This is a genomic window from Sphingomonas sp. ASY06-1R (genome assembly GCF_052180265.1).
GTDB lineage: Bacteria > Pseudomonadota > Alphaproteobacteria > Sphingomonadales > Sphingomonadaceae > Sphingomonas_I.
In genome coordinates, this window is the sequence record NZ_CP197464.1 from 375,044 (window position 1) to 387,513 (window position 12,470).

Consider the following 12,470-nt stretch of genomic DNA (forward strand, 5'->3'; position numbering starts at 1 on the left):
TGATGCGGCGCGCGGCGGGCACGATCAAGCCGGCCTGGGGTTGGCAGGGTCGGCCGCACTGGATAACGTCCCCGTCGTGGCGCGATTTCCCTTCTTTCAGCGCGTCTCGGCCGCGCCGACGACGCCAAAGCCCGCCCCAATTGCCCGTAATTTCGATATAGCCGAGCTGTACGATGGTCCGCTCGCCGCTGCGGAGGCGCCGGCGGAGGCGGGCGTCCGGCTCGACGAGAAATTGCGGCAGGCCTATTTCTGGATCGTCAACACGGCGATCATCAGCCCGCATTACGATATCGAATATGATGATGGCCCGGCGCCCCAATATCAGGTCGGCGACAGCCGCCGCCTGCTGACGCTACCCTCGGCGCAAAGCTATTCCAGTTACGTATTGCTGCCGCTGCTGGCCTTTGCCACGCGCTCCAAATGCCTGTTCGTCGGTGGCCCCGGCCGCGGCAAGACGGCGAGCGCGATCCTGATGGGGGTGCTGGCGGGATCGCCGGTGCGGGACGTGCGGCGCGCGATGCAGCACGGCCATCCGCAGATGACGATCGCGGATCTGCTCGGCAATCCGCTGCCGGCCGATCTCGTCTCCGCGCAAAGCGTCGATGCCATCCGCATCGCCTGGCGGCCGTGGCTCGGCATGCGGGTGAAGATCGTCGACGAATATAACCGCATCCCGACGCGCACCCAAAGCGCGCTGCTGACCGTGATGGGGGACAATTATGCCGAGGTGCTGGGGCAGATTTACGAATGCCCCACCGCCGCCTGGTATCTGACCGCCAATGACGATGCGGGCGGCGGCACCTATCAGGTGATCGAGGCGCTGCGCGACCGCATCGACGTGGTCGTCCAGGCCTTGTCGTTCAACCCGCGCTTCCTGGACGAGCTGATCCTGCGGATCGAAGAGAATGTCCGGCCGGAAGAAGTCGTGCCGCGCGAAATCCTGTTTGACGCGGGCGAGGTCGATCAGCTGGTCGCCGCCGTGCGCGCCATGCCGCTATCGCCGGACGTGCGCTATCGCATCGAATTCTTCGCCAGCCAGTTCGAACTGATGGAGCCGGCCGGCGCCACGTTCGAATATATGAGCAAGGATACCGCCCGGCTTTCGGGCGTCGATTGGACGCAGGTGACCGCGGCGGACGGCGGCCGCGACCGGCTGAAGGATATCGGCACCCAGACGCTCAATGGCCTGTCCGTGCGCAACCTGATGACGCTGGTCGGCTTCTCCAAAGCGATGGCCTTCTTCCGCGGCGCGGATGCGGTCGGGCTGGAGGATGTGCGCCAGGTGTTGCCGTTCGTGCTGCGCGACAAGCTCCATCCGGATCGGGATGCGCCCTTCTTCGGCCTGCCGGAAAATGCCGCCTACCGCACCGACGCGGTGGCGTGGCTGCGCCATTTGTTCGATCTGTCCTGCGAAGAATATGACCGGCTGGATCTGGATCGGAACGATCCGGTGCGCGATTTGGCCCAGCAATTTGCCGCCGGGCTGGATGGGCTGGGCGAGCGCGAGGTGCGCGCGCGCCTGACCCGGATCGAGCGGTTGATCGAAGAGCGGGTGAGCGGCCGCAAGCTGTACGGGCCGCTATACGATGAGTTGCTGCACCTCAAATATCTGCACCAGCGCTACACCAATTATCTCGCCTGGCTCGGTAGCGGGCGGTGACCGTATCGCCGGTGCTCGCGCGCGAACTTGCGGCGGCCCGACCCCGCTTTAACGCGCTGGTGACCGCAGCCCGGCGCGCTCGCACCGGCTTCGATCTGGATGCGCTGAGCGACGCCGTGCGCGTGCGGATCGATCCGCTGGCCGTGGCGATCGAGGCGGCCGCCCCGGACCGTGTCGCGACCGTGATCGACGCTGCATTCGCGCTGACGGTGGATCTGGTCGGGCGCGGGCTGGCGGGCGCGCGTCGTACGCTGATCGATCGGGTGTGGGCGGAGCTTGCGCCCGCGCTCGCCAAGGCCGTCGCACAGCGGCCGGAGCCGGTGCTGGCGATGCTGACCAATGCGGCCCTGACCATCGATGCGATGCCCGGGACGCATGCTGAGGCCTGGATCGCGCAGATGGCGACGCTCGGCCCGCTCGTGGATGCCGACATGCTGCGCCCGGCCGGGCAGGTGGTCGCCTGGCGATCGGGCATGGCCCATTATCGCGCGCAGGCCCTCGCCGCCGCCGATCAATTGCCGGAGCCGTTGGCGTTGGCGGCGATCGGCGCCAACGGGGCCTGGTCGGAGATACGCGCGGCGCTGGCGGCGGATCGCTGGTGGACGCCGGATGGGGGCGACGCCCGGCCGATCCGCTTCGGCGGCTTCGTCGGCTTTGGCGGTCCGTTCGAGCAGCCGCCCCAGATCAAGGCGGGCGCGGAGGGGTTCATCGTCCGATCGGGCGCGCATGTGCGCCTGCTGATCGCCGATGCCTGGGGCGCGACGCTCCATCCCGCCAGCGATGAGGAATATGCGGAGGCGGCCCCCGCCACCGCCGCCCAGGGCATCGCCTCTGGACTGGCGGCGGAGGGGCTGGTTGCCGCCCGGACCAGCGACAGCGTGGCGCTCGCCTCTCCCTACAGCCATTATGTCGAGGTGCGGCCGTGGCGTCCGTAAGCCCGGCAGACCGCCTGGCGTTGTGGCAGGCGGCCTGGCCGGCGGCCTTGGCGACGTGGAGCCGCTTCACCCGCCTGCGCAATCCGCGCCTCTGCGAAAGCAGCGTGTCGGCCGGCCGCGAGGGGCTGGAGGGCGCCTTTGCCATGATCCGGCTGGTCGACAAGAGTGTGGTCATCGATCTGGAGGCGATCGGTCGTCTCCATCTGGACGATCATGCGACCGAGATATTGGCGCATGAGATCGGCCATCACGTCCTGGCGCCGTCCACCGCGACCGACAGCTTTCGCCTGATCGCGCGGCTGCGGCGCGCCTTGCCGACGCTGGAACGCCATGCGCCGATGGTCGCCAACCTCTACACCGATCTGCTGATCAACGATCGCCTGCAGCGCCAGGCGGGGCTCGACATGGCAGGCGTCTATGCCCGCATGGTCGCCGAGGAAGGAGGCGCCCGCAGCCGTTTGTGGACGCTCTACATGGGTATCTATGAGGCCCTGTGGTCGCTGGAGAAAGGCAGCCTTGGCGGCCCACGCGACGATGCGGCGATGGAAGGCGATGCCTGGCTGGGGGCGCGCCTGATCCGAGTCTATGCGCGCGACTGGCTGTTCGCTGCCGGCCGGTTCGCCACGTTGGTTCTGCCCTATCTGGCCGAGGATGCGGAGAAGGACGCGGCCCTGCGCCGGCTGCACGACACGCGCAGCGCCGCTGACGGTGCCGACCCGAGCGGCGCCCAGACGATCGAGCCGGGCGAAGAGGATGGCGCCGTGCATCCCTCGCGTGATCCGGCGGTGACCGGCAACGAGGATGGGGTGCCACCCCCACCGCCGCTGCCGCCGGCGCCGCGGCCCTATGGCGGCGGGGTCGGGCAGGCGCGCGAGCCGTTCGAATATGGGGAGATATTGCGCGCGGCCGGCCTGACGCTGTCGGACGAGGAGATCGCGATCCGCTATTATCGCGAGCGCGCGCTGCCGATGCTGATCCCGTTTCCGGTCCAGCCCGCCACGCAGGGCGAAGAACCGCAACTGGAAGGGGTCGAGCCCTGGTCGCTCGGCGAGCCCTTCGATGAGATCGACTGGCTGCAGACGGTCTCCCAATCGCCGACGGTGGTGCCCGGCGTCACCACGATGCGGCGCGTCTATGGCGTGGAGCCGGGCGCGATGGAGAAACCCGAACCGATCGATCTGGACCTGTATGTCGACAGTTCCGGATCGATGCCCGATCCCCGCCGCACTACATCTTTTCTCACGCTCGCCGGCGCGGTGATCGCGCTGTCCGCGCTGAAGGCGGGTGCGCGGGTCCAGGCGACGTTGTGGAGCGGCGCGCAGCAATGGATGGGGACCGAAGGGTTCGTCCGCGACGAGCATGCGATCCTGGAGATATTGGTCGGCTATTTCGGCGGCGGCACCGCCTTTCCGATCCATCGCCTGCGCGACACGTTCGCATCGCGCACGATCCGCGATCGCGCGGTCCATATCCTGATGATATCGGACGACGGCATCACTACCATGTTCGACACCGATGAGCGCGGCAATAGCGGCTGGGATGTCGCCGCCAGCGCGCTCGCTCATGGTCGCGCCGGGGGCACGATGGCGCTGAACCTGGGGCCGTGGATCAAGCCCGACAGTCAGACCGGGCAGGATCTGGCGCGCGCCAAACAGGAACAGGGCTGGGATATCCACTCGATCGTCGCGATGGAGGATCTCACCGCCTTCGCCCAGGCCTTCAGCCGGCGCCGTTACGGCGGGGACATCGCACGCCGCGGAGGTGCGGCATGATCGTGCTGTGGCGGACGACGACGCACTGCAATTATGCCTGCGGCTTTTGTGCCTATGATCGCCGGCTGGGCGGCATCCGGCGATCGGTTCCGGCCGAAGAAGCGGCCCGCTTCGGCACCCTGCTGGCCGACTGGGCGCGCCAACGTGGCCAGACCGTCCTGCTGAGCTGGCTTGGCGGTGAGCCCCTGTCGTGGCGGCCGATCTGGGATCTGTCCGCCCGATTGGCGCAGGCGGGCCTTGCGATCAGCGCCACCACCAATGGCAGCAGCCTGGATCGCGCCGACGTCCGCGCCGCGCTGATCGCCAGCTTTCGCGAGCTGACCGTCAGCATCGATGGGCCGCCATCGGTCCACGACGCGCTGCGCGGACGCGAAGGGGCCTGGGCGCGCGTGCGATCGGGTCTGCACGCGCTCGCGGCAGAACGCGGCGCGGCACCGCTCCGGCTGCGCGCTAATATCGTGTTGATGCGCCAGACATTGCCGCATTTCGCCGCTCTGTGCCGTCAGCTGGCAGATTGGGGCGTGGATGAGATTACGTTCAATCAGCTGGGCGGGCGGGATCGGCCGGCTTTCTTCCCGGCGCAGCGGCTGCTGCCCGCGGATATAGCCGATCTGGCGGCATGCCTGCCCGGGCTCAAGCAGGATCTGAAGCCGCGCGGCGTCACCCTGTGCGGCGATGCGCTTTATGTCGAACGCCTTGCCGCCAGTGCGGACAATCGTGCGCTCGCGGTTGAGGATTGCGGGCAGGGGCGGCCCTTCCTTTTCATCGACGAAGCGGGGATTGCCGCGCCGTGCAGCTTCAGCGGCGCCGCTTATGGCATTCCGATCGCGGGGCTGCGCACGGTGGCGGATGTGGACGGGCTGGCGGCACGCTTTGCCGCGGCGCGGACGGCGCGCCGGCTCGCAACCTGCGACGATTGCCCCTCCACCCAGCAATTCGCGAAGTTCGCGGCATGATCGAAGGCCCACCGCTGGAACGGCTGACGCGCCGCCTCGCCGAGACGCCGGGCGACTTCCTCGCCGATCCGATCGTCAATGGCGTCGGGCAGGTCGCGACGGCGGCGCTGGTCCACGATCTGCTCGCGCAGCACAATCATGACCTCGGCGTGGACGATTTGCGGACCTTCCTCACTATGCGCGAGGCGGATCGCAATCGGCTGCGGCTGGCGGCGGTCGTCATATGGCTGCTGGCGGAAGAAAGTTTCGCCAATTCCTTGGCCTCCCTGGCGCCGGTCATGGACCTGCTGACCGCGCGCACGGCCGAGTTGGCGGCAACGGGCAAGGCCGAGGCCTATGTCGCCGATCCGGAACGGCGCGAGGAGCTCGCCCGCACCGCGCTCGCGGCGCTGGCGATCCTTCCGGCCAGCGAGACCGAAGCGCAGGCGGCGGACCGACTGTCGGCCGTCAGCGCGGCGGAGCGCAACCGCCTTCTGAACGCGAGCCGCGACGCGGAAGAGCGCGCCCGCGCCATCCGCGAAGCCCTGGTCCGCAAGGCGGCCGAGGAATCGGCCGACAAATATACGCGCGAATGAGCGAGCCGACCGACGCCGAACGTTATCCCACGCTGAGCGACAGCGGACGGGCAATGTTGCAGCGGCTGACCGAACATCCCGCCGCGCCGACCTATCGCAACCGCAGCGGCAACCGGCTGCGCCCCGACGATCTGGCGGCGCTGGCGGCGTTCGAGGCGGAGATGCTGACCGCGCCGATCGGCTGGCGGCCGGGCGAAGCGCCGGACTGGATCCCGTCCTTCCTCGAACAAAGCTATCGCGAGGTGCCGCATTTTCGCGCGCGCGGGCCGGCGCCGCGCGGGCTGGCCGACATTCCGACCACGTCGCGCGCCGATCTGGCGCGCGATATCGCCGCCTTCGTCCCCGATACGGTGGCGATCGATCGGCTGATCAATTTCCGCACCACCGGTACCACCGGCCATCCGCTGCTGATCGCGTCGCATCCCTTGGTCGCGGCCAGCTATCTCACCTTCCACAAGCGCGCGCTCGCCCGCTTCGGCATCACCTTGCAGGCAGGCGCGGGCGATGTCGGCGTGGTGCTGCTGGGCCATCAGCAGCGCTGCTTCACCTATGTCTCGGTCACGCCCAGCATGGGCGAGGCGGGGTTGGCCAAGATCAATCTGCATCCGAACGACTGGCGCGATCCCGACTATCGCGCGCAGTATCTGGACGCGCTCGCGCCGGAAGTGGTGGCGGGCGATCCGATCTCGTTCGCGGCCTTGCTCGAACTTCCGGTGACGATGAAGCCGCGCGCCATCCTGTCCGTGGCGATGATGCTGACGGATGGCATGCGCGATCGGCTGGAGGCGCGGTTTTGTTGCCCCGTCCTGGATCTCTATTCGATGAACGAGGTCGGGCCGATCGCGGTTACGGATCGCAGCGCCGGCGGGCGCGTCCTGCTGCAACCCAGGCTCTATGTCGAAATCGTCGATCGGGAAGGGCGCGCGCTCGCGCCGGGCTGCCGCGGCGAGGTGTGCGTCACCGGCGGGTTCAATTTCTGCCTGCCGCTGGTGCGCTATCGGACGGGAGACACCGCCGTGCTGGATATGGCCGGGGATGTACCTATGCTGCGCGATTTCAGCGGCCGGCGCGCCATCCGCTATCGCACCGCGAGCGGCGCATGGGTCAACAATATCGACATCAGCCACGCCTTGCAGGGCCTGTCGGGGGCCCAGTTCGCGCTGCATCAGGATGCGGCCGGCGCCATCACCCTCGCTCTGTCCGCCGATGCCGCCGCCGATGCGCCGATGGCCGTGGCGGCGCTCCGGCGGCTGCTGGGCGATGTGCCGGTCGCCGTCGCCACGATCACGGGCGACGACAAGGTGCTGCAATATACGTCCGATCTTGCCGGCAGCCTGGCGGCATGAGCGTGGCCCCGGTCACCGGCCTGGTGGTCGGAAAATTCTGCCCGCTGCACAAAGGGCATGAGGCGCTGATCGCGTTCGCGCAGGCGCGCTGCGATCGGCTTGTGATCCTGAGCTACACCAAGCCCGAATTTCCCGGGTGCGACCCCGCGCAGCGGGCGGCCTGGCTCGCCGCGTTATTCCCGGCAGCGGAACGGCTGGTGATCGACGATGCCGCGCTCGCCGCCTTCGCCGCGGAATGGGGAGAGGCGGCGCGCGTCCTGCCCGATAATGACGCGCCGGAGGACGCGCATCGCGCCTTCGTCGCCTGGGTCTGTCGCGCGATGCTGGGCACCACCATCGACCGCGTTTTCACCAGCGAAGACTATGGCGACGGCTTTGCGGCCGCGCTCGCCCGCGCGTTCGGCGATCCGGTCGCGCATATCGCCTTCGATCCCGCGCGCGCCACCGTGCCGGTATCGGGCACCCGCCTGCGTGCCGATCCCCGGCTGCACCACGCTTTCCTCTCGGATGTGGTGCGCCAATCCTTGGCGCGCACCGACTGACGCCGAAGCGCGCAGGCGCGCAAAGCAGTATCGCGTCGGCGCCCGGCTGCGATAGGAAGGCCGCATGACAGCGCAGGCACTTTCGACCCAAGGCGAGGTTGACCAGCCGACGCTGCGGGTGCGGCTTGCCCGTCTCGGCAGCGAACCCGCCTTATTCTCGGTCAAATGTTTCGTGGCGGCGATGCTCGCTTATTATGTGGCGCTGCGCATCGGGCTGACCCGCCCTTATTGGGCGATCACGACCTCCTACCTGGTCGCGCAGCCGCTCGCCGGGGCCGTGCTGTCCAAGGCGGTCTTCCGCGTGGCGGGCACGGTGCTGGGCGCGACGGCGGCGGTCGTACTGGTTCCGACCTTCGTCAACGAGCCGGCCGCGCTCAGCCTCGCGCTCGCTTTATGGCTGGGGGTTTGCCTCTATTTCTCGCTGCTGGATCGGACCCCGCGCGCCTACATCTTCCTGCTTGCCGGCTACACCGCCAGCATCATCGGTTTCCCCAGCGTCGCGATGCCTGGCCAGATCTTCAATGTGGCGATCCTGCGCGTGCAGGAGATCGTGATCGGCATCCTGTGCGGCAGTCTGATCCACGGGATCGTCCTGCCGCGGTCGGTGGCGGATCAATTGCTGCGTCGCGCCGATGCGATCCTGACCGACGCCGAACGCTGGTCGGCCGAGTCGCTGACGGGGTCGCCCGGCGAAACGCTGGCGCGGGACCGGCGTCGGCTGGCACTGGACGTAAGCGAGCTGCACCTGCTGTCGATCCATCTGCCGTTCGATACCGGGCGGCTGCGGCCGCGCGTGCGCACCGTCCGCGCGCTGCAGGATCAATTGTCCTTCATTCTGCCGCTGGCGAGCGGGATCGAGGATCGCCTGCGGGAGACGATCCGCGTCTGCGGGTCCATCCCCGCCGATCTGCGGGATTTGCTCGCACAGGTCCGGGCCTGGCTCGCTGCCGGCGCGGAGGAGGAGGGGGGCAATCGCTTGGCGGCAGCGGCGGCGGCGCTTGAGCCCGCCATCGGCGCGCCGCTCTTATGGCGCGACGCGCTGCGGCTGAGCATCGTCGCGCGCGTCGGCGAGCTTGTTCAGGCGCACCGCGACGCCCGCATCCTGCGCGATCAGATCCGTGCCCCCACCGCGCGGGCGATATCCCCCAGCATCACCGCCCTGCTCGCCGCGACGGGCCGGCGCGCCCTGCACCGCGATCGCGGGGTCGCGCTCCGCGCCGCCGCGGGAACGGCCGCGACCGTGCTGCTCGGCTGCGCTTTCTGGATCACGACCGGCTGGCCCGACGGGGCGGGCGCGGTGCTGATCGCCGGCGTCTGCTGCGCCCTGTTCGGCAGCAGCGATGAGCCCGCACCGGGCATCATGAAATTCTTCTGGGGCTCGTTGCTCGGCATCGCTCTGGCAGCGGTCTATGCCTATGCGATCCTGCCGCGGATCACGACCTTCCCGCAGCTGATCCTCGCCCTCGCACCCACCATGCTGATCCTCGGCGCATTCCTTGCCGACACGCGCCCGTCCTTCGTCGGGCTTGGCGCAGTGCTGGGCGTGCTCAACAGCATCGGCCTCAACGATCGCTACACACCCGGCTTCGAAAGCTTCGCCAACGGATCGCTGGCCCAGCTGATGGGCACCTTCTTCGCGGTCGTGACGGTTGGCTTGTTCCAGACGATCGGCACCGCGCGCAGTGCGGAACGGCTGATCCGGGCGGGCTGGCGCGATCTCGCCCAGCGCAGCGATCTGCGCAGCCGGCCCGACGCCACCGGCTGGACCAGCCGGATGCTGGACCGGATCGGATTGCTGGCGCCGCGCCTCGCCGCGCGGGGCGAGGATCCGGGCAAGCCTTTGCTGGACGCCTTGGTCGATCTGCGGATCGGCCTGACCGTGGGTGAGCTGCGCAACCTGCGCCGCGACGGGATCGCGGAGGAAGAGGCGCTGATCACCCCGGTGCTGCGCGGCATCGCCCGATATTATCGCGGGCTGCGGATCGACGCGCCATTGCCGCCGTCGCTCGAACTTCTCACATGCATCGATACGGCGATGCGTGGATTAGCGGAGGGGCCATCGGCGGAGCGACGTCGCGCGGCGGTGCTGGCGCTGACGAGCCTGCGCCGCAACCTGTTCCCGCGCGCTGCCGGATTGGATGAGGAGACGGCCGAATGATGGGCGACATGATCGTGGGCGGCGTCTATTTCCCCACCCTGCTGCTGCTGGGTATCGTCGCGCTCGTCCTGACCGGCCTGATGACGCGCTTGATCAATCTGGTCGGCGGCTATCGTTATGTCGCCTATCGGCCGCTCGCGGATCTCGCCTTGTTCGTCATCATTCTCGGCATGCTGTCTTTCCTCACCGCCCGGCCGGGCGCCGGCGCATGAGGGAGTGGCTCGCCCCGCTCGGTCGCCTCGCGATCACGCTGCTGCTCGTCGCGGTGGCGCTGCTCGTCGCCGTCTGGCTGTGGCATCGATATGAGCGCGATCCGTGGACGCGCGACGGGCATATCCGCGCCGATGTGGTGCGCGTGACGCCCGACGTGTCCGGCCTCGTCACGCAGGTGGCGGTGCGCGACAACCAGCGCGTGAAGCCCGGCGATCTGCTGTTCGTGGTCGATCGCCCGCGCTTCGCCCTGGCATTGGCACAGGCCGATGCCGCCATCGCCAGCGCACGGGCGACGCTGAACCAGGCGCGGCGCGAATCCGCGCGCGATCTGGCGCTCGGCGATCTCGTCGCGGCGGAGACGCATGAGCAGAATGTCGCGCGTGCCGCCACCGCTGCCGCCGCGCTCGCCCAGGCGCAGACCAGTCGCGATCAGGCGGTCCTCAATCTCCAGCGCACGACTGTGCGCGCCACCGTCAACGGCACGGTCACCAACCTCGATCTGCATCCCGGCGATTATGTCGCGGCCGGCCAACAGGCGCTGGCGCTGGTCGACGACGATTCGATCCGCGTCGAAGGCTATTTTGAGGAGACGAAGCTGCCCCGCATCCGCATCGGCGATCCGGTTCGCGTGCAATTGATGGGGGATGCGGCGCCGATCCACGGCCATGTCGACAGCATCACCGCGGCGATCAGCGACAGTGAACGCACCAACGCCAACAATCTCCTGCCCACGGTCAATCCCACCTTCGCCTGGGTGCGCCTGGCGCAGCGCATTCCGGTGCGGGTCAAGCTGGATCGGGTGCCCGCGGGCACACGTCTGATCGCCGGGCGCACCGCCACCGTCACGATCCTGCCGCGGGCCGCCCGTTGAAACAGCGCGTATGGCTCGCGGCGCTGGCGCTGGGCGGCTGCGTTGCCGGCCCGGACTATCACGTGCCGGATCGCGCCATCGTCAACGCGCCCACGGCCAATGCACGGTTCGATAGCGGCGCGCGTTCTGCCTTTCGTCAGGCGCCGCTGCCGGATCATTGGTGGGGGCTGTATGACGATGCGCGGCTGGACGCGCTGGTGCAACAGGCGCTCGCCGCCAATGCCGATCTGCGCGTCGCCGACGCCAATCTGCGCCGCGCCGACGCGATCGTGCGGGAAGCGGAAACGGCCCGCCGCGTCGCCACCACCGCCGGCGCAGGGGCAACGCTGGCCCGGCCATCCGGCACCAATGGTTCGCTGCCCGGCACAATTGGCTATGATCTCGGCTTCAGCCTTGCTTATCCATTGGACCTCGCCGGGCAAATACGGCGCGGGATCGAAGCCGCGCAGGCGGATGCCGAGGTGGTTCAGGCCGCGCGGGACGATGTGCGCGTTACCGTCGCGGCGGCGACCACACGCGCTTATGCCGCCGCCTGCGCGGCCAATCAGACGCTGGCCGCCAATCAGCGGATCGTCGCGCTGCAGCGCCAGACGCTCGACGTCACGCGGCGCCTGTTCCGGGGTGGGCGCGGCACCGCCTTCGATGTGACGCGGGCTCAGACGGCGGTCGAACAAAGCCAGGCGCAAACCCCGCCAATCCTCGCCACGCGTCAGGCCGCGCTGTATCAATTGGGCGCCCTGCTCGGCGCGCCGCCCGAAACGTATCCGCGTGACATCGAGCGTTGCGCGGCGATACCTGCTTTGTCCCGCCCGATTCCGATCGGCGATGGCACCGCCTTGCTGCGGCGCCGGCCCGATATTCGCGCGGCCGAACGCACGCTCGCGGCGGCCACTGCCCGGATCGGCGTCGCCACTGCCGATCTGTATCCGCAGGTCAGCCTGGGTGGTTCGGTCGGGCTGACCGGCCCGGTCGCGGGTATCGGACGCGGCAGCGATTTTGGGGTCAGCCTCGGGCCGCTCGTATCGTGGAGCTTTCCCAACCGGGCACCGGCCCGCGCCCGGATCGCGCAGGCCGGCGCTGCGGCGGATGCAGCGGCTGCACAGTTCGACGCCACCACCATCGAAGCGCTCCGCCAGACCGAGACCGCGCTGTCGGCCTATGCGCAGGAACTGGATCGCAACCGTGCGCTCCGCCTGGCCCGCGATAGCGCGGCACGCGCGACGGACCAGGCCGGGCGGCTCTACCGGTTCGGGCGGGCGGGCTTCCTGGATCTGCTGACGGCGCAGGCCAGCCTTGCGACTGCGGAAGCCACATTGGCGGCATCGGATGCGATCGTGATCGATCGGCAGATCGATCTGTTCCTGGCGCTAGGCGGGGGGTGGCGCTGATCTGGCGGAAATGGACCTAATGGCTGTCGCAACCGCAATTAACTGGCGGTAGCG

At 68.8% G+C, this 12,470-nt stretch carries 11 protein-coding genes; all 11 read left to right on the forward strand.

All coding sequences use genetic code 11. From position 1 onward, the window contains the following. The first annotated feature begins 76 nt into the window (after nucleotides 1-76). The 11 genes from ACSBM8_RS01945 to ACSBM8_RS01995 all read left to right on the forward strand — a co-directional run bounded on the left by ACSBM8_RS01945 (nucleotide 77) and on the right by ACSBM8_RS01995 (nucleotide 12,416). Nucleotides 77-1,660 carry an AAA family ATPase gene (locus tag ACSBM8_RS01945; RefSeq protein ID WP_442679993.1) on the forward strand — a complete coding sequence of 528 codons (1,584 nt, stop codon included), beginning with the start codon at nucleotides 77-79 and terminating at the stop codon, nucleotides 1,658-1,660. Then, nucleotides 1,657-2,595, forward strand: coding sequence for a hypothetical protein (locus tag ACSBM8_RS01950; RefSeq protein WP_442679994.1), 939 nt, complete (start codon nucleotides 1,657-1,659; stop codon nucleotides 2,593-2,595). The genes ACSBM8_RS01945 and ACSBM8_RS01950 overlap by 4 nt, the downstream gene beginning before the upstream one ends. Next, nucleotides 2,583-4,367 carry a hypothetical protein gene (locus ACSBM8_RS01955; RefSeq protein ID WP_442679995.1) on the forward strand — a complete coding sequence of 595 codons (1,785 nt, stop codon included), beginning with the start codon at nucleotides 2,583-2,585 and terminating at the stop codon, nucleotides 4,365-4,367. The genes ACSBM8_RS01950 and ACSBM8_RS01955 overlap by 13 nt, the downstream gene beginning before the upstream one ends. Next, nucleotides 4,364-5,323 (forward strand): radical SAM protein, encoded by a 960-nt coding sequence (locus ACSBM8_RS01960; protein WP_442679996.1) that lies wholly within the window; start codon nucleotides 4,364-4,366, stop codon nucleotides 5,321-5,323. The genes ACSBM8_RS01955 and ACSBM8_RS01960 overlap by 4 nt, the downstream gene beginning before the upstream one ends. After that, nucleotides 5,320-5,898 carry a hypothetical protein gene (locus ACSBM8_RS01965; RefSeq protein WP_442679997.1) on the forward strand — a complete coding sequence of 193 codons (579 nt, stop codon included), beginning with the start codon at nucleotides 5,320-5,322 and terminating at the stop codon, nucleotides 5,896-5,898. The genes ACSBM8_RS01960 and ACSBM8_RS01965 overlap by 4 nt, the downstream gene beginning before the upstream one ends. Further along, nucleotides 5,895-7,244 (forward strand): AMP-binding protein, encoded by a 1,350-nt coding sequence (locus tag ACSBM8_RS01970; protein WP_442679998.1) that lies wholly within the window; start codon nucleotides 5,895-5,897, stop codon nucleotides 7,242-7,244. The genes ACSBM8_RS01965 and ACSBM8_RS01970 overlap by 4 nt, the downstream gene beginning before the upstream one ends. Continuing rightward, complete coding sequence (locus ACSBM8_RS01975) at nucleotides 7,241-7,786, forward strand: hypothetical protein (protein ID WP_442679999.1); 546 nt, start codon at nucleotides 7,241-7,243, stop codon at nucleotides 7,784-7,786. The genes ACSBM8_RS01970 and ACSBM8_RS01975 overlap by 4 nt, the downstream gene beginning before the upstream one ends. Before the next feature lie 64 nt (nucleotides 7,787-7,850). Next, the gene (locus ACSBM8_RS01980) at nucleotides 7,851-9,944 is read left to right on the forward strand and encodes an FUSC family protein (RefSeq protein ID WP_442680000.1); all 2,094 of its coding nucleotides are present in this window, start codon (nucleotides 7,851-7,853) and stop codon (nucleotides 9,942-9,944) included. Beyond that, nucleotides 9,941-10,156, forward strand: a complete 216-nt coding sequence (locus ACSBM8_RS01985) for a DUF1656 domain-containing protein (RefSeq protein ID WP_442680001.1) — start codon at nucleotides 9,941-9,943, stop codon at nucleotides 10,154-10,156. The genes ACSBM8_RS01980 and ACSBM8_RS01985 overlap by 4 nt, the downstream gene beginning before the upstream one ends. After that, nucleotides 10,153-11,028 (forward strand): efflux RND transporter periplasmic adaptor subunit, encoded by an 876-nt coding sequence (locus tag ACSBM8_RS01990; RefSeq protein WP_442680002.1) that lies wholly within the window; start codon nucleotides 10,153-10,155, stop codon nucleotides 11,026-11,028. The genes ACSBM8_RS01985 and ACSBM8_RS01990 overlap by 4 nt, the downstream gene beginning before the upstream one ends. Then, complete coding sequence (locus ACSBM8_RS01995; protein WP_442680003.1) at nucleotides 11,025-12,416, forward strand: efflux transporter outer membrane subunit; 1,392 nt, start codon at nucleotides 11,025-11,027, stop codon at nucleotides 12,414-12,416. Before ACSBM8_RS01990 ends, ACSBM8_RS01995 begins: the two co-directional genes overlap by 4 nt. Nucleotides 12,417-12,470 lie beyond the last annotated feature (54 nt).

What these genes read in the sequence shown, in the direction of transcription:
- ACSBM8_RS01980 (WP_442680000.1), top strand. Translation starts at nt 7,851, where the DNA reads ATGACAGCGCAGGCACTTTCGACCCAAGGCGAGGTTGACCAGCCGACG.
- ACSBM8_RS01985 (WP_442680001.1), top strand. Translation starts at nt 9,941, where the DNA reads ATGATGGGCGACATGATCGTGGGCGGCGTCTATTTCCCCACCCTGCTG.
- ACSBM8_RS01990 (WP_442680002.1), top strand. Translation starts at nt 10,153, where the DNA reads ATGAGGGAGTGGCTCGCCCCGCTCGGTCGCCTCGCGATCACGCTGCTG.
- ACSBM8_RS01970 (WP_442679998.1), top strand. Translation starts at nt 5,895, where the DNA reads ATGAGCGAGCCGACCGACGCCGAACGTTATCCCACGCTGAGCGACAGC.
- ACSBM8_RS01975 (WP_442679999.1), top strand. Translation starts at nt 7,241, where the DNA reads ATGAGCGTGGCCCCGGTCACCGGCCTGGTGGTCGGAAAATTCTGCCCG.
- ACSBM8_RS01965 (WP_442679997.1), top strand. Translation starts at nt 5,320, where the DNA reads ATGATCGAAGGCCCACCGCTGGAACGGCTGACGCGCCGCCTCGCCGAG.
- ACSBM8_RS01960 (WP_442679996.1), top strand. Translation starts at nt 4,364, where the DNA reads ATGATCGTGCTGTGGCGGACGACGACGCACTGCAATTATGCCTGCGGC.